General features: G+C 52.1%; 21 protein-coding genes. All 21 read right to left on the bottom strand.

All coding sequences use genetic code 11. The annotated features are described in order from the left end of the window. Nucleotides 1–2: 2 nt before the first annotated feature. Nucleotides 3–326, bottom strand: a complete 324-nt coding sequence (locus BR83_RS0100515) for a hypothetical protein (protein ID WP_242839593.1) — start codon at nt 324–326, stop codon at nt 3–5. 82 nt (nt 327–408) lie between these two features. Further along, nucleotides 409–1,677, bottom strand: coding sequence for a M16 family metallopeptidase (locus BR83_RS0100520; RefSeq protein ID WP_027355436.1), 1,269 nt, complete (start codon nt 1,675–1,677; stop codon nt 409–411). 129 nt (nt 1,678–1,806) lie between these two features. After that, nucleotides 1,807–3,018 (bottom strand): D-alanyl-D-alanine carboxypeptidase family protein, encoded by a 1,212-nt coding sequence (locus BR83_RS0100525; RefSeq protein WP_027355437.1) that lies wholly within the window; start codon nt 3,016–3,018, stop codon nt 1,807–1,809. Between the two features lie 101 nt (nt 3,019–3,119). Beyond that, a complete protein-coding gene (locus BR83_RS0100530; RefSeq protein ID WP_027355438.1) occupies nt 3,120–3,848 on the bottom strand; it encodes a polysaccharide deacetylase family protein in 729 nt (242 codons plus the stop codon). A gap of 161 nt (nt 3,849–4,009) precedes the next feature. Further along, nucleotides 4,010–6,205, bottom strand: coding sequence for a polyribonucleotide nucleotidyltransferase (locus tag BR83_RS0100535; RefSeq protein ID WP_027355439.1), 2,196 nt, complete (start codon nt 6,203–6,205; stop codon nt 4,010–4,012). Between the two features lie 153 nt (nt 6,206–6,358). Beyond that, on the bottom strand, nt 6,359–6,628 hold the full coding sequence (gene rpsO, locus BR83_RS0100540) for a 30S ribosomal protein S15 (protein WP_027355440.1): 270 nt from the start codon (nt 6,626–6,628) through the stop codon (nt 6,359–6,361). Between the two features lie 88 nt (nt 6,629–6,716). Then, nucleotides 6,717–6,938: a hypothetical protein gene (locus BR83_RS0100545; RefSeq protein ID WP_027355441.1), complete on the bottom strand. Its 222-nt coding sequence runs from the start codon at nt 6,936–6,938 to the stop codon at nt 6,717–6,719. 19 nt (nt 6,939–6,957) lie between these two features. Then, nucleotides 6,958–7,185: a hypothetical protein gene (locus BR83_RS0100550; RefSeq protein ID WP_027355442.1), complete on the bottom strand. Its 228-nt coding sequence runs from the start codon at nt 7,183–7,185 to the stop codon at nt 6,958–6,960. A 75-nt stretch (nt 7,186–7,260) separates the two neighbouring features. Then, nucleotides 7,261–8,217 (bottom strand): bifunctional riboflavin kinase/FAD synthetase, encoded by a 957-nt coding sequence (locus BR83_RS0100555; RefSeq protein ID WP_027355443.1) that lies wholly within the window; start codon nt 8,215–8,217, stop codon nt 7,261–7,263. Between the two features lie 44 nt (nt 8,218–8,261). Next, complete coding sequence (truB, locus tag BR83_RS0100560; protein ID WP_027355444.1) at nt 8,262–9,185, bottom strand: tRNA pseudouridine(55) synthase TruB; 924 nt, start codon at nt 9,183–9,185, stop codon at nt 8,262–8,264. Nucleotides 9,186–9,187: 2 nt separating this feature from the next. Continuing rightward, nucleotides 9,188–10,159 carry a DHH family phosphoesterase gene (locus tag BR83_RS0100565; RefSeq protein ID WP_027355445.1) on the bottom strand — a complete coding sequence of 324 codons (972 nt, stop codon included), beginning with the start codon at nt 10,157–10,159 and terminating at the stop codon, nt 9,188–9,190. Beyond that, on the bottom strand, nt 10,143–10,511 hold the full coding sequence (gene rbfA / locus BR83_RS0100570) for a 30S ribosome-binding factor RbfA (RefSeq protein WP_027355446.1): 369 nt from the start codon (nt 10,509–10,511) through the stop codon (nt 10,143–10,145). The genes BR83_RS0100565 and rbfA overlap by 17 nt, the downstream gene beginning before the upstream one ends. 32 nt (nt 10,512–10,543) lie before the next feature. Further along, nucleotides 10,544–13,078, bottom strand: coding sequence for a translation initiation factor IF-2 (gene infB / locus BR83_RS0100575; protein ID WP_027355447.1), 2,535 nt, complete (start codon nt 13,076–13,078; stop codon nt 10,544–10,546). 95 nt (nt 13,079–13,173) lie between these two features. Then, nucleotides 13,174–13,494 (bottom strand): L7Ae/L30e/S12e/Gadd45 family ribosomal protein, encoded by a 321-nt coding sequence (locus BR83_RS0100580; protein WP_027355448.1) that lies wholly within the window; start codon nt 13,492–13,494, stop codon nt 13,174–13,176. After that, on the bottom strand, nt 13,491–13,757 hold the full coding sequence (rnpM, locus tag BR83_RS0100585) for an RNase P modulator RnpM (protein ID WP_027355449.1): 267 nt from the start codon (nt 13,755–13,757) through the stop codon (nt 13,491–13,493). Before rnpM ends, BR83_RS0100580 begins: the two co-directional genes overlap by 4 nt. Nucleotides 13,758–13,784: 27 nt before the next feature. Further along, nucleotides 13,785–14,870: a transcription termination factor NusA gene (gene nusA, locus BR83_RS0100590; protein WP_027355450.1), complete on the bottom strand. Its 1,086-nt coding sequence runs from the start codon at nt 14,868–14,870 to the stop codon at nt 13,785–13,787. A 14-nt stretch (nt 14,871–14,884) separates the two neighbouring features. Next, nucleotides 14,885–15,352: a ribosome maturation factor RimP gene (rimP, locus tag BR83_RS0100595; protein WP_027355451.1), complete on the bottom strand. Its 468-nt coding sequence runs from the start codon at nt 15,350–15,352 to the stop codon at nt 14,885–14,887. Nucleotides 15,353–15,523: 171 nt separating this feature from the next. Beyond that, nucleotides 15,524–16,198 carry an MgtC/SapB family protein gene (locus tag BR83_RS0100600; RefSeq protein ID WP_027355452.1) on the bottom strand — a complete coding sequence of 225 codons (675 nt, stop codon included), beginning with the start codon at nt 16,196–16,198 and terminating at the stop codon, nt 15,524–15,526. A gap of 16 nt (nt 16,199–16,214) precedes the next feature. After that, entirely contained in the window at nt 16,215–17,381 is a 1,167-nt protein-coding gene (locus tag BR83_RS0100605) for an MGDG synthase family glycosyltransferase (protein WP_027355453.1), read from the bottom strand. Nucleotides 17,382–17,402: 21 nt separating this feature from the next. Next, nucleotides 17,403–19,130, bottom strand: coding sequence for a proline--tRNA ligase (locus BR83_RS0100610; protein ID WP_027355454.1), 1,728 nt, complete (start codon nt 19,128–19,130; stop codon nt 17,403–17,405). 83 nt (nt 19,131–19,213) lie between these two features. Beyond that, the gene (gene ispG, locus BR83_RS0100615) at nt 19,214–20,287 is read right to left on the bottom strand and encodes a flavodoxin-dependent (E)-4-hydroxy-3-methylbut-2-enyl-diphosphate synthase (RefSeq protein ID WP_027355455.1); all 1,074 of its coding nucleotides are present in this window, start codon (nt 20,285–20,287) and stop codon (nt 19,214–19,216) included. Nucleotides 20,288–20,298: the final 11 nt, after the last annotated feature.

A 20,298-nucleotide genomic window follows, 5' to 3' on the forward strand; every position in this document is an offset into this window, starting at 1 on the left:
TGTTAGAACCTGCGTCTTAGCTGGAAAATCCTTAGGAAGAAAGGCTGCACAACGGCCAGGGCAATGGACAGCGCTGCCAGGGGCTCCACCTGAATTTTCCCCAGATAAACCCGCTCGGGCAATTCATAGCCAAGGAAGGTAAACAATAACACCAGGGAAAGGTAGATCCCGCCCGCCGTTCCCACAAGCCCTGTCAGAGCCTGGGATAGGGGGGATGGTGTGCTCAACTCGGATACATCCCACGCTTTACTCCTTAAAACCGCCAGGCGCATCCTTTCCCGAATGGAAAGGATAATCAGGACAACCAGGAGAAGCGTGAACGACATTATTAACATCTTGACCCCACCCCCGCTAGCATTATATGGGAGTGGGACATGTTTTAGAACGCCATTTAAAAACCTGAAAGCTTTAACAACAAGAATTACTTCCCAAAAAAGATTTCAAGGTGCCACCATCATCCCACGGACCTACCGTGGCAATGGCAAAGGACTCAGGATTGAGCATTTCACGTGCCAGTTCCCGGACATCTTCCAGGCTAACTTTTTTCACCTTCTCGGCCACCTCTTCCGGAGGTAATACTTTGCCCAGGTAAAGCTGGGATTTGGCCAGCCTGCTCATCCGGGTGCTTACACTTTCCAGGCTCAACCACAGATTTCCGATAATCTGCTCCTTAGCACGCCGCAACTCCTCACTTTTAACCCCGTTTTGCTGGATATCCCTGATTTCTTTAAAAATAAGCTCCATAACCCCGGGCAAGTTTTCCTTACTTAACCCGGCATAAATACAAAATAGCCCTGCATCGTGATAGGAGCTGTGATAGGAATAAATGGAATATACCAGCCCCCGCTGCTCCCTGATCTCCTGAAACAGACGGGAACTAATACCCCCGCCCAGGATGGTATTAATTACCTGAAACACGTAAACCTTTTCGTGATCCAGGGGTAACCCGGGTGCACCCACACATAGATGAACCTGCTCCGTCTCTTTGGGCCGGCAGGTAACCATCCGCCGGGGAACCGGACGTATTAACCTGCGCGTAACCGGTTCTCCATTCAGCGGCTCAAAAATAGGACGCAGCTTTTCTATTACCCGTTCGTGAACAATATTTCCTGCCACGGCCACAACTATATTCTGCGGGCGATAATGGTGGCGATAGTAGTCCAGGATTTCCTCCCGGGATATCCGGCTGATTACCTCCGCATTACCTATAATTGGCCTGCCCAGTTCATGACCCTGCCAGATAGTGGTGGCAAAGACGTCATGAACCAGTTCATCCGGTGCATCCTCATACATCTTTATTTCTTCCAGGATCACATTGCGCTCCCGTTCGATATCCCCGGAATCAAACCTGGAGTGAAACAACATATCCTGCAAAATATCAAGGGCCAGGTCAAAATGCTCATCCAGAACCCGGGCATAATAACAGGTATATTCCTTGGTGGTAAAAGCATTTAACTGCCCACCAACGGCATCCAGTGCCTCTGCAATATCCCGGGCGGTTCGGCTTTCCGTACCCTTGAACATGAGGTGTTCAATGAGATGGGAAACACCTGCTATGTCCGGGCTCTCGTCCCGCGAACCCGCCTTTACCCATATACCCAGAACTACTGAACGCACGTGGGGAATATCCTCGGTAAGTATGGTAACCCCATTTTTCAGCCTGACGGTTTGAAACAACCAGCCGCACCTCCGATTCAGTCTGAGCCAGACTCACCCAAATAACAGGTTACTTTTCGCCACCGCCCACAAAAAATCCTCTAAAGTTCGCTTGAAAGCAGGTAAACCGGCAGGACATTTTTCTTAAACTCATACTGGCCTGAAGCGGGCACTTACTCTCTTCCACCATAACCTGCAGGCCGGCAGCCTGTGAACTGAACTTCCGGTTAACAGGCGGGCCCTGGCAACCGGTTGGCCTTCCACCCAGATATCAACAGTACCTGCAGGCCAGTCCCTGAAGACCGGCGCATTCACTGCAGAGGGTACATGAAATTGTTTTTTCACATCAGGCGAACGATGCACCGGCACAGCTACTGCCAGGGTGCGATCACTGACCAGTGGTACTGTCAAAACAGTACCCTCGTTTACTGGCAGTTTATAACAGGGTTCTCCTCTTTTCGTTACAACCAGTGTTTTAAAACAGGAGAATCCGTAATCCAGAAGCGCCATGGTGTCACCATAGCGATCATCGCTGTGCAAAACCACGCTGATTAATTGCCTCCCCCCCCGGCTGGCCGATGCAACCAGGCACATTCCCGCCTCACTGGTAGTGCCGGTCTTAACCCCATCCGCTCCCTGGTAGCTCCACAGGAGACGATTGGTATTATGAAGATGATACTCTCCCCAGGGAGGATTTACAAAACCATAATAACGGGTGGATACCAGTGCCCTGAAAGTGGGGTTCCGCAGAGCGTATCTGGCCAGAAGGGCCAAGTCATACGCCGAGGACACATGACCCTGAGCTGGTAAACCATGGGGATTGCAAAAATGGCTCTGGCGGGCACCCAGTTCCCGGGCTTTTTGGTTCATCAGAAAAACAAAATTTCTTTCACTGCCCGCTATATGTTCGGCTATGGCCACACAGGCATCATTTCCTGAACGCAGGAGAGCGCCGTACAAAAGTTGCTCCAGGGTAAGACGCTGGCCGGGGAACAGGTGCATGCTGCTCTCCCCTACCGCCGCCGCCCGGGAACTCACCGTCACCACTTCATTCAACCGGCCACCTTCAATGGCCAGCAGAGCAGTAAGAATTTTGGTGGTGCTGGCTGGTGGCCGTGCTTGATGGGCGTTTTTAGCAAAGAGAACCTGCCCGGTGGAAGCTTCCATCAACACCGCTGCCTCGGCAGTTATTCTGGGCTCCTGTCCTCCAAAAGAAGAAACGGGCAATTCCCCTAAGTTTAAAAATACCGGTAGAGCAGGCTGCATACAGGGCCCTGATGCACCCGCAGCCAGTGCAGGGGGCAGGCCGGCCCCCAGAACCATATATCCCAGGAAAAGAGAAAAAATCAACCGGGAAAGCACTGCTGTTCACCTCTTAATTACTATAGACATATCCAGACTCTAAGCTTCCCGGTTTGAGGGCAGTTTATGATGTTTTATAATGCGGTTTATAATCAGCCGTACTAAGGTTTGCTTTCCAGGTGATTTAGAAGTTGTGAAACGGTCACCAGCCTGTAGCCGCGGGATTTTAATTCCTTAATTATAACCGGCAGGGCTTCAACGGTCGGAGCTGTAGGATGCATCAGTATAATGGCACCATTATGAACTTTACCCAGAACCCGTTCAATGATTACCCGGGCTTCAGGGCGCTGCCAGTCCACGGTATCCACACTCCATAATATGGTCCGGTACCCCGCTTCAGAAGCAGCCTGGAGTACAGGTTGCCCGTGTTCACCATAAGGAGGGGCAAACAGCCGCGGGCGCTCCCCCGTTATTTTCACCAGTATTTCTTCTGCCCGCCTGATGTCCTGTAAATTATCGCTTACGGAAAGCTGGTCCGGGTGAGGATGGGCATAGCCATGGCTGCCAATTTCATGCCCTTTCTTATAAATTGTCCGGGTAAGTGCTGGAAATTGTTCCGCCCATTGTCCACCAATAAAAAAGGTGGCCTTTACCCTTTCCTTTTCCAGTATACTCAGCATTTGCGGCAGGTACTCTTCTCCCCAAAATACATTTACGGTTAGGGCAACCTCCTTTTCCCTGCCACTGCCCTGGTAGATAGGTAGTGATGCTGCCGGTAATGCCTGCAGGGACTGGTTATACCAGTACCCCCAGGCCAGAAGTGAAAAGCTAAGTACTGCCAGCCAGAAACCTCTCCATAATCGCTGCCGGCTAAAGTAATACACACGCATACCTGCCACCCTTTCCCATTTCATCACCACATTTGTATGCAGGGAAAAGATGCGGTATTGCCACTTTTTTTCTCCAAAATTCTCGGAAGGTGACAGGTATGTCTCTCAAAATAATTAAACCCCTCCACGAAAACTCATGGTAGGGGGGGTAAAAAACCGGGTTAATGACGGCCCTGACGGCCCTTGCTGCGCCGGTGGTGAGGAGTTGATTCCTTAGGTTCCGGTGGCAGGGCCTCCTTACGGGATAGTTTCAGGCGTCCCTGATTATCGAACCCGATGGCTTTCACCACAATGGTATCTCCCTCCTTCACCACATCTTCCACCCGGTTAACCCTGTGGTGAGCCAGATGGGAAATGTGCACCAGGCCTTCCTTCCCCGGCATACCAAAGACACCGGGCACCACTTCTACAAAAGCACCAAAGTCGGTAACCCTGGTTACCCTGCCGGTATAAATTTCGCCCACAACCACATCTTTGGTGATATTTTCAATAATCTCCAGGGCTCGCCTGGCTGCTGCGGGATCTACGGCTGCAATATATACCCGGCCGTCATCTTCAATATCAATCTCCACACCTGTTTCATCGATTATTTTTTTGATCACCTTGCCGCCCGGACCAATGACTTCACGAATTTTATCGGGGTCAATAACAGTATGAATGATCCGGGGCGCGTAAGGTGATAATTCCGGGCGGGGTGCGGGAATAACCTCGAGGATCTTATTTAAAATATAGAGCCGTCCCTCCCGGGCCTGAGCCAGGGCTTTACCCAAAATTTCCGTATCAATACCGGGGATTTTAATGTCCATTTGCAGGGCTGTAATCCCCTTGGCCGTACCGGCTACTTTAAAGTCCATATCTCCCAGATGGTCTTCAATACCCTGAATATCGGTAAGGATGGCCACCTTATCTTCCTCTTTAATCAATCCCATAGCCACGCCAGCCACCGGAGCCTTAATTGGAATACCCGCATCCATTAAGGCCACGCAACTACCGCATACACTTCCCATGGATGTGGAACCATTAGAGGAAAGAACTTCAGAAACCAGACGAATGGTATAAGGGAAAGTATCTTCTCCGGGAATCACCGGCTCCAGTGCCCGTTCTGCTAAAGCTCCGTGCCCGATCTCCCGTCGCCCGGGGGAACGCATGGGCCTGGTTTCCCCGGTGCTATAGGGGGGGAAGTTATAATGGTGCATAAACCGCTTGGTTTCCTCTATGCCCAGATCGTCCAGTATTTGTTCATCGGAAATAGGACCCAGGGTAACCACTGAAAGCACCTGAGTCTGACCCCGTGTAAAGAGCCCTGAACCGTGGGTACGGGGCAAAATCCCGGCCTCCACACTTATAGGCCGGATTTCATTTAAAGCTCTACCGTCTATGCGCACTCCTTCCTCCACCACGAAGCGGCGCATAATTTTTTTCTCCACTGCCTCAATGACCGCCAGTATGGATTGTTCCTGTTCAGGGAATGTTTCCCGGAAAGACTCCAGCAGTTTATTCTTAACTTCTTCCAGAAAGGCATCCCGGGTTTGCTTGTCCATCCGCTGTTCTATACATTGCCTTATGGCGGCGGTCATTTCCTCTGTAGCCGGGCCGCTTACCGCCTCCTCCACCTGAGGGTCTACCTCGGCGAGAACAGGAGTGACCTTTTCTTTTGCCAGCCCGAGGGCCAGGGCTTCTTCCCGGAATTCCTCAATAAACTTGACGATTTCTTTTACTTTTTCATGACCAAAGGCAATGCCCCCCAGGACCTGGTCTTCAGGCACTTCTTTAGCACCCGCTTCAACCATCATCACAGCGTCACGGGTTCCAGCTACCACCAGGTGCATCAAACTTTTTTCTGCCTGAGTAAGGGTGGGGTTGATAACATACTCCCCTTCCACCAGTCCCACTATTACACCGCCAATGGGGCCTTGAAAAGGAATCTCACTGATATGCAGGGCCGCAGATGCTCCAATCATGGCAGCTATTTCGGGAGCATTATCCTGATCTACCGACAGAATAGTAGCTACTACCTGTACCTCATTACGACATCCTTTGGGGAAAAGAGGCCGTATGGGCCGGTCGATTAAACGCCCGGAAAGAATTGCCTTTTCACTGGGACGACCTTCACGTTTGATGAACCCGCCGGGTATTTTACCCACAGCATATAGCCTTTCCTCGTAATCAACAGTCAGGGGAAAGAAGTCAATTCCTTCCCTCACCGTTTTGGACATTGTGGCAGTAACCAGCACTACTGTATCACCGTAACGCACCAGGACAGCTCCGCCGGCCTGCCCGGCCACCCGGCCTGTTTCCAATTTCAATATACGGCCACCAATTTCACATTCTTTAATCAAAATAGGTTTCGCTGACATGTAAAGCTACCTGACCTCCTGTTACATACCTGCCTAAATTTTCATAACTGATAGTTATTCTACATAATAAATATTATTTCCTGCTGATAAAGCAAAAAATACTGGTTATCACCCGGGCGTATTTAAAAAGGCGGGTTAACACTCCCGCCCTTCTTATTTTCGCAAACCCAATTTTTCAATCAGTGCCCGGTAGCGGTCAAAATTCCTGCTTTTCAGATAGTTAAGCAATGCCCGCCTCTGACCCACCATTTTTAACAGGCCCCGCCGGGAATGATGATCCTTTTTATGCACCCGCAGGTGCTCCGTCAGGCTGTTAATCCTTTCGGTCAGAATGGCGATTTGCACCTCGGGAGAACCCGTATCGGTTTCGTGCAGCCTGTGTTCGGCTATAAGGGCCTGCTTCCTCTCAGGAGTCAGTGCCACCGAGAACTCACCTCCTTCTAACCATAATCGCTGCTGGCCAAGCTAACCGCCGGAGAAACGAGTTCCCTAGCCAACAGTTCACGGGAAACTACTTCCCGATTATGGTAATTACCAGGCGTCCGCCCGGTATATCTTTGGCCACAATATCAAAAATTCGACCAGAACGCGCTATAAAACCGCGAAAACGGGTTGCCGTAGGAATACGTCCGGGAATATTGCTGGCAGCCACTGTAATATCGGCGATGGTAATACCTTCCTGGCGCAAATCTTTGAGCCGCTTTTTAGCATGCTCGGTAATAATAACACGCATGGCTCTATATTAAAAAATATCACAGGGTTCCGGACTGGCAAATCAAATTTTCCTCTTCCTGGGCAACAAAAGCATACAACGCATCTACAAAGGCCGCAAGGGCATAATTTTCAACTTCTGATTGGCGGTAAATCTGCTCCAGTTCCTTTTTGAGTTCCTGGAACTCTTCACTCAAGCAAATCAGAGCTATATGATTGAGCCACCTTTTAATCTCCTCATCCTGGAAACCCGGTCTGGGAATCCCCATTGAAAAAGTCACCCTTCCCCATATCCGGGAAGCTTAATGGCTTCATTTTAGCATATTTCCATTGAGAAGTAAACTCTACTTGTATTTATATGTTCTCTGTTCTCCGCTGTATTCCATCCTGGCTTGAAGAATATCTTTTTGAATCTGCGCAATTAGTTCTGCTGCCGAGGCAAAACGCCTTTCTTCCCGCAGGCGCCGCCTGAAACGCACAAGGATCTGGCGCCCGTATAAGTCACCATGAAAATCAAGTAAATGCACTTCGATATTGGGGCGGAGGTTTCTGGTATTGAAGGTGGGTTTTGTACCTATATTGGCAACTCCAATATAATAATCACCATCCACCTCCACCTCCACCGAATATACACCATGGGCCGGTATTAAAATTCCTTCCTCCGGGTTTATGTTAGCCGTGGGGAAACCCAGTTTTGCCCCCCGCCGGTCACCGGTAACTACCCGGCCTTCCACAAAGGGGTAATAACCCATAAAGCGGGCAGCCTCTGCAACTTCCCCGCACAGCAACAGGCTGCGAATAAGGGTGCTGCTCACCACCTGGCCGTCCACGGTAACCGGGGGCATTACATGTACCTCAAAGCCGTATCTACGGCCATACTCCTTTAACAGTTCCGGATTGCCCTCTCCCCGATAACCAAATGTATAGTTATAACCAACAAACACAGCTTTAACACCCAGCCCCCGGAACAGCACTTCTTCGACAAACTCCCGGGGACTGATCCGGGCAAATTCGACAGTAAATGGAACACGCAGCAGAACCTCCACTCCCAGCCGGCACATAATTCTTTCCTTTGCCCGGGGAGTAAGCAACAACAGGGGAGCATGTTCCGGGTCCAGCACAGCCAGGGGATGGGGATGAAAGGTAAAAACTGCCGGCGTAGCTTTCCTTTCACGAGCTGTAGCCACCATTGTAGAAATCAGCTGCCGGTGCCCCAGGTGCACTCCATCAAAGTTCCCCAGGCCGACCATCAAACTGGCGTAACGTTCCTTTATTCCTTCCCATGTTTCGTATACTTTCACGACCATCATCCCCCTGGCAAGAACAGCAGAATTCTATTCTCAAATTAAGCAAGTATTCTCACGGGCTTAAATTGATAATAACCAGGCCGTTTGGAATCGGCAACGGTCCTGGCCACAGCCAGTACGGCCCTGTCAGTGCACAGCCGAACCAGCTGACCTTCCTGCAAAAATTCCGGCGCCGTAGCCACTCCCGGCCAGTACAAAGGGCTGCCTGATTTGATGCTGTTTACTGCTCCCGGCCGGACATAGATGGCGGGAAAATGCTCCAGCGCCTGCTCCAGCCTGACCAATTTACCGGAAAGCCTGCCCTCCCGGAAGAGTTCCTCCACCTCTTCCAGGGTAAGCGCTTCTTCCAGGGAAAATATACCTGCTCTGGTGCGTAAGAGAAAGCTCATGGAGGCACCACACCCCAGCAAGTGGCCTATATCGGCGCATAAGGTACGTATATACGTCCCCGCAGAGCAGGCCACGTCTACCAGAGCCCGGGGGTGGGGCGTGCCTGTCCCATATAATTGCACCAGGCGCAATGAGTAAATGCTCACCTGCCTGGGCTCCCGGTGCACCTCTATTCCCTGTCTGGCCAGCTCGTAAAGCCTTTTCCCCCGGTAACGAACAGCTGAAGTCATAGGGGGAACCTGAGCAATTTCGCCCACAAAAGCCCTTAAAACTTCTTCCAGAGCCTCGCTGGTTAGTGAAGAGGCACTATTCCGGGAAATTACTTCCCCAAAAGTATCTCCCGTGGAGGTAGCCAGCCCGAATATAATTTCTACCCGGTATTCTTTATCGTTGGGTAGAAACTGGATTACCCTGGTGGCCCGCCCCAGGCATACCGGTAATACTCCCGCTGCTCCGGGATCCAGAGTTCCGGTATGACCCGTTTTAATGCCGCCCAGCAAGCGCCGGATAAAATCCACCACATCATGGGAGGTCATCCCGGGCGGCTTTAAAATGTTCAGAATCCCATCCATTATTAATCCCCCTGCATGACCTCCAGTACGGCCCTTACCACCATTTTAATAACCGCTTCCCCTTCCCCCCTGACTACCGCTCCGGCAGCCCGGAGATGTCCTCCGCCATTAAACCTGGAAGCCACCTGCTGCACATCCACCTGACCCCGTGAGCGAAAACCTACTTTCCAGCAGCCGGATTCGATTTCCCTGAACAGCAGGGCCACCTCCACCCCGCGCAGGGAGCGTACATAGTCAATAAGCCCATTGGTATGTTCTTCCCGCGCGCCCAAACTATCCAGGGTCTCGCGGGTGACGCTCATCCAGCCTACCCGTCCACAGGGGGTAAAATCCAGGGTCTGCAGGGCTGCCTGGAGAACCCGCAGGTGTAATAATGATTTCTGCTCAAAAAGCAGTACGTTTAGCCGGGCGGCGTCAACTCCTTCTTCCATCAACCTGGCCACCCGGCGGTGGGTAAGGGGAGTGGTATTCTGGTAGCGAAAGGATCCGGTATCGGTAACAATGGCCGTATACAGGCAGCTGGCTATATCTACCCGGGATGATACATGCAGCAGATCCAGTAGATCCTGAATAATTTCCCCGGTTGCCGCGGCTTTCGGGTCTACATATATAAAGTGACCAAAGTCATGATTGCCCACATGATGGTCAATAACACAGACCACCAGATCACGAACAAGCAATTCCTTTAACGGCCCCAGCCGGTCGGGAACAGAGCTATCCAGAACCACAAAGGTATCATAAGTTCCTTTTAGGGCCTCTTCCCCAATCAAAAAGCGATCCGCCCCGGGTAAAAACTGATACAATTCAGGCAGGGGATCGGGGCTGGCAAGGGTTACCTGCTTACCCAGTTCCATAAGACCGAGGCCCAGGGCCGCCACTGAACCCAGGCAGTCCCCGTCAGGCATGACATGCCCGCTCAAAATAACCTGCCTGGCTTTTTGAAGGCATTCCGCTATCTTATCCAGGCCAGTCATTACCCGCGGCACCCCGTTCTTTCACGTCTTTTAACAATTCCATCACCCGAATACCCCGCTGAATCGAGGGATCGAGCTTGAAAGATATCTCCGGAGCATGCCTCAAGCGGATCCGCCGGGCCAGTTCACTGCGCACGTAACCACGGGCGCGATTCAAGGCTTCCAGGGAGGCCCTGGCCTCCTCCTCTGAACCCAGGACACTGAAAAAAATCTTGGCATAGCGCAGGTCAGTGGAAACCTCAACCCCGGTAATAGTGACAAAACCAATACGGGGATCTTTAAGTTCATCCCGCACCATATCAGACACTTCTTTTTTAATGATCTCGGCTAAACGTTCCGGACGATAGGACATGGTCCGCACCTCCACTTTTACCTGCACAGGGGCTAGGCCAGTTCTCTTTTCACTGCCTCCATGGTAAAGGCCTCGATTATATCACCCTCTTTGATTTCATTGTACTTTTCAATAGCCAGACCGCATTCGTACCCCTGCATTACCTCCCGGACATCATCCTTAAAGCGTTTTAACGACTCCAGCCGGCCTTCATAAACAACCACGCCATCCCTGATAACCCTGATGCCAGCATCACGGGTAATTTTACCGTCGGTGACATAACAGCCAGCAATGGTGCCCACCTTGGAAATCTTAAAGGTTTTTCTTACTTCCGCCCGGCCCAGAATCACTTCACGGTACTCAGGCTCCAGCAACCCGCTCATAGCCTTCTTAACATCTTCTATGGCATCATAAATAACCCGGTAGAGCCGGATGTCCACCTTTTCCTTTTCTCCTACGCGGCGGGCATTAACATCGGGACGCACATTAAAACCGATGATAATAGCGTTGGACGCAGAAGCAAGCATGATATCCGACTCATTAATTGCCCCGACTCCCTGATGGATGATATTTACCTTTACTTCATCCGTGGATAACCGCTCCAGGGCCTGCTTTAGAGCCTCGGCTGAACCCTGCACGTCAGCTTTAATGATCACGCGCAACTCTTTGATTTGCCCTTCCTGAATCTGGTTAAAGAGATCTTCCAGGGATACCCGGGGCATGGCCGCTCTAAACTCTTCTTCACGCTTGCGGCTGGCCCGTTTTTCTGCTATCTGGCGAGCCGTTTTTTCATCGGGTACAACAAAAAACTGATCACCGGCATAGGGCACTTCCGAAAAACCAAGAACCTCAACCGGCATGGAAGGGGTAGCTTTTTTAACCCGCCGCCCCTTATAATCCATCATGGCCCGTACCCGGGCCCAGGTGGTACCTGCCACCAGATTGTCACCCACGGAAAGGGTACCATTTTGCACCAGTACCGTGGCCACCGGCCCACGTCCCTTATCCAGCTCTGCCTCAATAACCGTTCCCCGGGCAGGGCGGTTGGGGTTGGCCTTCAGCTCCAGCATTTCTGCCACCAGCAAGATCATTTCCAGCAGATCCTCGAGGCCCTGGCGGGTCTTGGCGCTAACGGGAACCATGATCGTATCCCCGCCCCACTCTTCAGCCACCAGGCCGTATTCCGTGAGCTGCTGTTTAACCCTTTCCGGGTTGGCGTCCGGCCGGTCGATTTTGTTAATGGCCACGATGATGGGTACGCCGGCAGCCTTGGCATGGTTGATAGCCTCCACGGTCTGGGGCATAACCCCGTCATCAGCTGCCACCACCAGTATAGCGATATCCGTAACCTTGGCTCCCCGGGCGCGCATGGCAGTAAAAGCTTCATGCCCGGGTGTATCAAGAAAAGTAATCTTTTTGTTATTATGCTCCACCTGGTAAGCACCAATATGCTGGGTAATCCCGCCAGCCTCCGTTGCCGTAACGTTGGTTTCGCGAATTGCATCCAGCAGAGAAGTTTTTCCGTGGTCCACGTGTCCCATAACCGTAACCACGCATGGACGCGGTTGTAAATCGGCAGGATCATCTTCTGGCTCCTGCATATAGAGAGTCTCTGCATCCTGTTCCACTTTGACTTCTACTTCAAAACCGAACTCCTGAGCAACAATGGTTGCTGTATCGGCATCAATTTCCTGGTTGATGGTCGCCATTACACCCAGCATCATCAACTTCTTAATTACCTCAGCCGGGCTCTTTTTCATTTTTTCGGCCAGTTCTTTTACCGTAATGAATTCACCAATAACAATGGGCTTTTTCTCCACTGCAGGTTTGGTTTCCGGCTCTTCGGATGCTGCCTTCTTTTTCTGGCTGGCCAGAGGCCGCAGTTTACGGTCAGCCAGCGTTTCATGTAACAGTTCTTTTCTATCGCGCACCCGGGCCGTATGCTCTCTATCCTGCTTCTTTTCCCCTCTGGTCTTATCGGAACGAACCTTTTCGCTAACAGCCTTAACTTCCTGCGGAACTTTGGGTACTTTCAGATGTTCTGGCCTTGCTTTAGCCGGCTGGCGGCTGGATATTTCTGCCGGAGCGGGGCTAACCTGGGCCTTTCTCTCGTTGGGTGTCCTGCGGGTTGCAGGCGGCTGTCCCTTATTAACCATCTGTTGAGCCTGCTGCTGGGCCTGCACCCTTGGTAACTGGGGCGGCTCCACCTTTAACGGCCGCTCCTGGAAGCGCCGGTCCGGAGGACGGGCTGGTACCCGGTCAACCAACCCCGGGCCACGATCATAGCGCCGGCTATCATGGTGATGGCGCGGGCGTTCCGGAGAACGCTTTCTCTGGTTAATATTGTTTTTGACCTCTCTGGGTTTATCTGTTTTGACCTGTGCCTGGGGCGCGGTTACCCTGGCTTGAGACGGAGATGTTTTTTCGTTCGTATCTTTCAACTCCGCCATTACCCGTTCTACTTCTTCGTCCTGCAGGGTGGAAAGAGGCGACTTTACTGAAATACCCATATCACCAAGTTTTTGAATTAATTCCTTGCTTTCCAGGTCCAGTTCCTTGGCCAATTCATGCACCCTTTTTTTAACCATGCAAACACCTCCAGATTGGGTGGCTGGTGGTTAGTCATCAGTCGTTAGTTGTAGCTGTTAGCTGCCACCAACCACCAACAACCAACAACCAACGACTAGCCACTATCTCTCCTTTCCAAATGTTGTAAAATACCCCGGGAAAAATTTTCATCAGTAATGGCCATCACGGCACAGGTAGCGCGATTCATGATGCGTCCCAGCTCTTCCTTCAGATTCCAGATGATTACAGGAACCCCCATGGAACGGGCCAAAAACAAAAAGTTTTTCCTGGTACGCATGGAAGCATTTGTAGCCAGGAGTACCAGCCTTGCGCTACCCCGCCGGATAGCCCATCGCACAGCCCTATCTCCTCCAACGATGCACCCTGCACGCCGGGCCAGATAAAGCATCTGTTCTGCTCCCCTGTCCAGCATCATTTTTGCAATCCCTCAACCAGGGACTGGATGATTTCCGGAGCCACAGAGCGTTGCAGGGCCTTCTCCAGTCTCTTACCTTTTATGGCTTTCTGTAAGCACTCTAACCTGGGGCAAAGGTAAGCTCCGCGTCCGGAACGCTTGCCCGTGGGATCAATTTCAATGGTATCCTGGGGTGTACGTACAACCCGGATCAACTCCTTTTTGGGCTTCATTTCCTGGCAACCCACACACATACGCAGAGGTACCTTTTTTACCCTGGGCAAACGGATCACCTTCCTTCTGCCCGGAATTTACAATGCGCTGTCATCACCATAATACTCCCTGTATTCCTGGGCATATATCTCCTGCATCTGGGATTCGCTTTTTATATCTATCTTCCATCCAGTGAGTTTGGCTGCCAGGCGGGCATTTTGACCCTCTCTTCCAATGGCCAGGGACAGCTGGTAATCCGGCACAATTACCCGGGCGATTTTTTCTTCTTCCCAGATCTCTACCGCTATTACCTTGGCCGGGCTCAATGCTGCGGCCACAAACTTGGAAGGATCGGGGTTCCACTTAATTACATCAATTTTTTCCCCGTTTAACTCATTGACAATAGCCTGGATGCGTGCCCCCTTCGGTCCCACGCACGCACCAACGGGATCAAGTTTTTCTTCCCTGGAATAAACGGCAATTTTGGACCGGTAACCTGCTTCCCGGGCAATGGCCTTCAATTCCACCAAGCCTTCCTGGAACTCGGGTATTTCCAGCTCGAGAAGCCTTTTTAAAAGGCCCGGGTGGGTACGGGAAACCAGTATCTGCGGACCCTTGGTGGTCTTGCGCACTTCCATGACATAGGTTTTAATCCTGTTGCCGGGGCGATACACTTCCCCGGGCATCTGCTCTGGAGGAGCCAGAATCGCTTCTGTCCGGCCCAGACTAATGTAAACGTTCCTCTGCTCCACGCGCTGGATAATACCTGTAACGATATCACCTTCCCGGCTGGCAAATTCCTCATAAACTATATTACGCTCCGCCTCCCGGATACGCTGAACCACTACCTGTTTGGCCGTCTGGGCAGCGATTCTTCCGAAGTTTCTCGGAGTGACCTCACTTTCAATGACATCCCCCACCTGGTAACGCGGGTCGATCTTCCGGGCCTCCTCAAGGGAAATTTCCAGCCGCGGATCCGTCACTTCCTCTACCACCGTACGCTGGGAGTATACTTTGAAATCACCGGTCTGGCGATCAATAACCACCCGGGCATTTTGCAGGGAGCCGAAATTGCGCCGGTATGCAGAAAGCAGAGCCGCCTCAAGGGCCTCAAAAAGGATTTCAGCTGAAATACCTTTTTCTTTTTCCAGTTCCTTAACAGCTGCTAAAATCTCGGTATTCATTTTTCGCCTGCCTCCTAGAGCCAGCTTGCCTTTAACCTTGCAGTTGCCACTTCTGAAAAGGGGATGCGCCGCTCCTGCCCATCATCCAGGGTAAGCACTACCATCTGGTTTTGTAAGCCCTCCAGGCGACCGGTAAATTTTCGCTGCCCATCCTGTGGAGTAAAGGTAGTAAGCTGAACCCTGCACCCTGAGAAGCGTTCAAAATCGGCAGGCTTCTTCAAAGGCCGTTCAATGCCGGGGGAAGATACTTCCAGATGATAGGAATGGGGTATGGGATCAACTTCGTCTAAGATGGGATCCAGGGCCTCTGATACCGCCTGGCAGTCATCAAGAGTTACTCCTCCGGGCTTATCTATAAAAATGCGCAGGTACCAGCGTCTTCCCTCCTTTACATATTCCACATCCACCAGCTCCAACCCCAGGCTGTTTACCAGGGGGGTGGCCAGCTCCTCCACCGTCGCCACGACCTTATTTTTAGTCACGGCCGCATCCTCCCTCTCAAATCTTTAAAGGAATCATATACTGGCGTTTTACTTGCTGTACCCGTATTATAAGACGAAAGAGTGGGTATTACCCACTCCTGTTCCTGACAAAAGGCAGCTGACATAAACCAAATGATAGTATACCACATAAAGCGGTTACTGGCAAGGTCTTTAATTGTGCCGGTGTTCGACCCGGTATACACCGGGCAAGGAGGCCAGCTTGTTTAAAATTAATACACGGTTCACATGGGGGCGAAACTGAACGGTAATTTTTAACAGGTGGCGCTCTCCATCACCCATCTTTTCCACTTCAATATTTTTAACTATCAAACCAAATTCCCCGAGCAGGGTTCCTACCCTCTGAATGTCTTCCGGAGCACTGGCCACCACCAGATTTAATACATCTTCCTGCTGTCTTTTACGTACGTAATCTTCTATTGCCCCCAGGATAACCAGGGCAAACAGAACCAGAACGGTACCCAGAGTGGCCGCCAGGTAAAACCCTCCCCCCGCTGCCAGACCCACGCAGGCCACCACCCACAAACTGGCAGCAGTGGTAAGGCCGCGTACCAGGGGGCCTTCCCTTAAAATGGCTCCCGCACCAAGAAAACCAATTCCACTAACCACCTGGGCCGCCACCCGGGCTGCATCACCCCTGAACTGGTAATGGAGGCCCTCCGAAACAACCATAGCCAGGGCCGCACCCACACAGACCAGAATATGGGTGCGAAAACCCGCTGAATAGGTACGGATGGAAACGTAAAGCCTTTCCCGTTCCAGGCCGATCATCCCACCCAGAACCACTGCCAGCACCAACCGCAGGATAATCTCCTTCTCCGTTAACACTAATATCCCCCCGCCGCTATTCCCGCGCTGCAGCCGGTATTTCCTGCTCTAAAATCCTACTCATCAGTTCCACAGCCTCCCGCGCCGCACAAGGTTTACCCAAACGGGCAGCCGCTGAAGACATGGCCTGAAGGCGTCGGGTATCTGACAGGCAGGACTGGATCTGCGGGGCTACGTCCTGAACCCTGTCTACTTTTACCGCAACACCAGCCTGACATAAAAATTCCGTATTACGTTCCTCTTGACCGGGCAGGGGATCCACAATACATATGGGCAAGCCTTTGGCCAGGGCTTCCGCACAGCTCAGCCCGCCTGCCTTACCCACCATGATATGAGCTACGGACATAAGCTCGTGAATATTATCGACGAACCCAAAAATTCTGGTGGGGTAACAGCAGGATCTGGCCACCTGCATCAGTCGCTTCCGAAGCTGCTCATTATGCCCGGCAACCACCAGCAGCTGGCAGGGCATGGAACCGTTACCCAGGTATTGCACCACCTCGGCCAGTGGACCCAACCCCAGGCCGCCTCCCATAACCAGTACGGTAGGTAGAAAAGGGTTCAGCTCAAGTTTCTTTTGAATACTCAAGCGATCCACCGGCCGGGCAAATGCAGGATCTATAGGAATTCCTGTGGCAAACACTTTCTCCAGGGGAAAGCCAAACTCGGCCACCGGGCCTTTTAAGTCTTCACAGGCTACCAGATAAGCATCCACCCCGGGGAAAATCCAGAAGGAATGGATGGTAAAATCAGTAATGGTGGCCACCACCGGTACACGTAAAAGGCCCTGGCTTTTCAACCGGTCAAGAATACCTACCGGGAAAGGATGGGTACAGACAACCAGCTGGGGGCGGGCCTGATTTAAAAATTTAACCAGCTTGGGGGCGGTCAATTTGTTTAAGATACGGTTGAATTCCTGTTTGGCAAATACCGAAAAGGGCTGACTTTTTTCCGCCCGGCGGTACAGGTAGCCGTAAACCACCGGTGTAATCTTAAGCATCTCCATATAAGTACCCAGAACTACTTTTTCTAAAAAAGGGGCGGTATACCGGAAAGTATCCAGAACAATTACTTCTGCCGCCGGATTGCTTTCCCTAATAGCCTCCCGCAGGGCATACGCTGCCCGCATATGGCCCGTACCCGCCATAACCGACAAAATGACCACCCGTTTAAGAGCAGGCATAATTATCCCCTCACAATACCATCACAATACCCTCACAGCACGGTCAATATACTCCCGGATATGCCCGGCAATCTGTTCCCGGGACACCAGCTGCATTTCCCTGGTGGCCCGGTAGCGCAATTCCAGTTTTCCCGTCTGTACCGCCTGGTTCCCCACAGTAATGCGCATGGGATACCCCACCAGATCCGCGTCTTTAAACTTTACTCCTGCCCGCTCAGCACGATCGTCCAGCACCACTTCCACCCCGCCTGCCCGCAACTCCTGATAAATCTCCTCGGCCAGGCTCATTTGCTGTTCATCTTTGTGATTAACCGGTATGACCACAACATGAAATGGAGCGATGGAAACCGGCCAGATAATCCCATCCTCATCATGGTTTTGCTCCACGGCTGCAGCCATGGTTCTCGTCACACCAATACCGTAACACCCCATGATCATGGGCCTGCTCTGGCCCTGTTCATCCAGATAGGTGGCTCCCAAAGGGCGGCTGTATTTATCCCCCAGCTTAAAAATCTGGCCCACTTCAATACCGCGGGTTTCCCGAAGAAGGGCGCCGCATTTGGGGCAGGGATCCCCGGCCCGCACCACACGAATATCCGCCACCATGTGAGGGACAAAGTCACGTCCTGGATTTACATTGACCAGGTGAGCATCGTCCCGGTTGGCACCGGCAACGGCATTGACCAGCAACATCACTTCATCATCGGCCACCAGCCGGACATTTTGGAGCCCCACCGGGCCGGCATAACCCACCCGCGCCCCGGTGATCTTTTCCACGGTAGGAGCATCGGCCAGTTCCAGGCGCAGCACGTCCAGAACCTTTTGCAGTTTAACTTCATTAACATCCCGGTCACCGCGCACCAGCGCTGCCACCACCCCCTTTTCAGTCTGGTAGAGGATAGTTTTTATAAGGCGGCGCGCATTTAATCCCAGGTAGGCGGTAACCTGCTCCACCGTGTGCATGCCGGGAGTATCAACCAATTTAAGGGGTTGAGAGGTTTCTTCCTCAACAGTATCACGCTGTACCGGCGAGGTAGCCCGTTCCACGTTGGCTGCATACCCGCATGACTCATCAGGACAGAAAACCACCAGGGCCTCGCCGGAATCGGCCAGCACCATAAATTCGTGGGTATCATTGCCGCCAATGGCGCCAGAATCGGCTTCCACCGGGCGGAATTTCAAACCACAACGGGTAAATACCCGGGTATACGCCTCATACATTTTTTGATAGCTCACTTCCAGGCCTGCTTCGTCCCGGTCAAAAGAATAAAGATCCTTCATGATGAACTCCCGCCCTCGTAGCAGGCCAAAACGGGGGCGTCGCTCATCGCGATACTTATTTTGAATCTGATAGAGCAACTGGGGCAACTGGCGGTAGGACCTGATTTCCTGCCGCACCAGGGCCGTTATAATTTCTTCATGGGTCGGCCCGAGGCAGAAATCCCGCCCGTGCCGGTCTTTCAAACGGAAAAGTTCCGGACCGTAAACATCCCAGCGGCCCGACTCCTGCCAGAGCTCCGCCGGTTGAATAATGGGCATCATTATTTCCTGCCCGCCCTGGCGATCCATTTCCTCCCGGATGATCTGTTCTATCTTCTTGATCACCCTCCAGGCCAGGGGTAAAAAGGTATATACTCCGGCCGCTGCTTTACGGATAAAGCCTGCTCGCAGCAATAGCTGGTGACTGATAACCTCTGCCTCAGCCGGTACTTCCCTTAAGGTCGGTAAAAACAGTTGACTGATACGCACTTTATAATGCTCCCCCTTACCAAATCTAAAGTGTGCTCAAGCAAGCAGAATATGGAATGAGAAAAGAAACAACTGGCAGTACCTCAGTCTGAAGATTTCTTTTCCTGCAAAATTTTTTCCACTTCCCGTACCAGGGCATCTACCAGGTCTTTTTCAGGAAAACGGCCGATAATACGACCTCCTCTGAAGAGCAACCCGAATCCCCTACCCCCGGCAATGCCCACGTCAGCGTGGCTGGCCTCACCGGGACCATTTACCGCACAGCCCATAACGGCAACCTTGAGAGGTTTGTCCACCCAGGACAGGCGTTCCTCCACTTCCAGGGCAATACGCTCGAGATCGATGCATGTCCTCCCGCAGGTAGGGCAGGAAATAAGATCAATTCCCCGCTGGCGCAAGCCCAGGGCCTTAAGAATAGCATAGCCCACGCGCACCTCCTCCACCGGATCACCGGTTAGAGATACCCTGATGGTATCGCCAATTCCCTCTGCCAGCAGGGCACCGATACCAACAGCAGATTTAATTGTACCCGAGCGCACAGTTCCTGCCTCGGTTACACCAACATGAAGGGGGTATTCCACCTCCCGGGCCAGCAAGCGGTAGGCTTCAATCATCACCGGCACATGGGACGCCTTTAACGAAACCTTAATTTCCCGGTACCCCATTTCTTCCAGCAAACGAATATGGCGCAGCGCACTCTCCACCATGGCCTGGGGAGTCGGCCCACCATACCGGGCAAGCAGGTCTTTTTCCAGGGAACCGGCATTAACCCCTATACGAATGGGAACCTTTTTTCCCCGGGCAGCATTTACTATAGCCGCCACCCGTTCCCGTCCCCCGATATTACCCGGGTTAATCCGCAGACCATCGGCACCACTTTCCAGGGCTGCCAGGGCCAGGCGATAATCAAAATGAATATCGGCCACCAGGGGAATCGGACAACCCGCCTTTATTTCTTTTAATGCCCGGGCCGCCTGCAAATCGGGGACGGCCACCCTTACGATTTCACAACCTTCCCGCACCAGCCTGTGAATCTGGTCCAGGGTGGCCCGGACATCACGGGTGTCGGTATTGGTCATGGACTGTACCGTAACAGGTGCCCCTCCACCTACCTGCACATTGCCAAGAATTACAGGGCGGCTGTATCTCCGCTGCACTAACCTCCCCC

Origin of the sequence: Desulfofundulus thermocisternus DSM 10259, assembly GCF_000686645.1 — a bacterium.
GTDB lineage: Bacteria > Bacillota > Desulfotomaculia > Desulfotomaculales > Desulfovirgulaceae > Desulfofundulus > Desulfofundulus australicus.

Coding starts and splice junctions, on each gene's coding strand:
- BR83_RS0100580 (WP_027355448.1), bottom strand. CDS start 13,494: ATGATGCTGGACAGGGGAGCAGAACAGATGCTTTATCTGGCCCGGCGT.
- truB (WP_027355444.1), bottom strand. CDS start 9,185: ATGGATGGGATTCTGAACATTTTAAAGCCGCCCGGGATGACCTCCCAT.
- BR83_RS0100605 (WP_027355453.1), bottom strand. CDS start 17,381: ATGCCTGCTCTTAAACGGGTGGTCATTTTGTCGGTTATGGCGGGTACG.
- BR83_RS0100515 (WP_242839593.1), bottom strand. CDS start 326: ATGTCGTTCACGCTTCTCCTGGTTGTCCTGATTATCCTTTCCATTCGG.
- BR83_RS0100535 (WP_027355439.1), bottom strand. CDS start 6,205: ATGTCAGCGAAACCTATTTTGATTAAAGAATGTGAAATTGGTGGCCGT.
- BR83_RS0100565 (WP_027355445.1), bottom strand. CDS start 10,159: ATGACTGGCCTGGATAAGATAGCGGAATGCCTTCAAAAAGCCAGGCAG.
- BR83_RS0100545 (WP_027355441.1), bottom strand. CDS start 6,938: ATGCGTGTTATTATTACCGAGCATGCTAAAAAGCGGCTCAAAGATTTG.
- BR83_RS0100550 (WP_027355442.1), bottom strand. CDS start 7,185: ATGGGGATTCCCAGACCGGGTTTCCAGGATGAGGAGATTAAAAGGTGG.
- rbfA (WP_027355446.1), bottom strand. CDS start 10,511: ATGTCCTATCGTCCGGAACGTTTAGCCGAGATCATTAAAAAAGAAGTG.
- nusA (WP_027355450.1), bottom strand. CDS start 14,870: ATGAATACCGAGATTTTAGCAGCTGTTAAGGAACTGGAAAAAGAAAAA.
- BR83_RS0100530 (WP_027355438.1), bottom strand. CDS start 3,848: ATGCGTGTGTATTACTTTAGCCGGCAGCGATTATGGAGAGGTTTCTGG.
- infB (WP_027355447.1), bottom strand. CDS start 13,078: ATGGTTAAAAAAAGGGTGCATGAATTGGCCAAGGAACTGGACCTGGAA.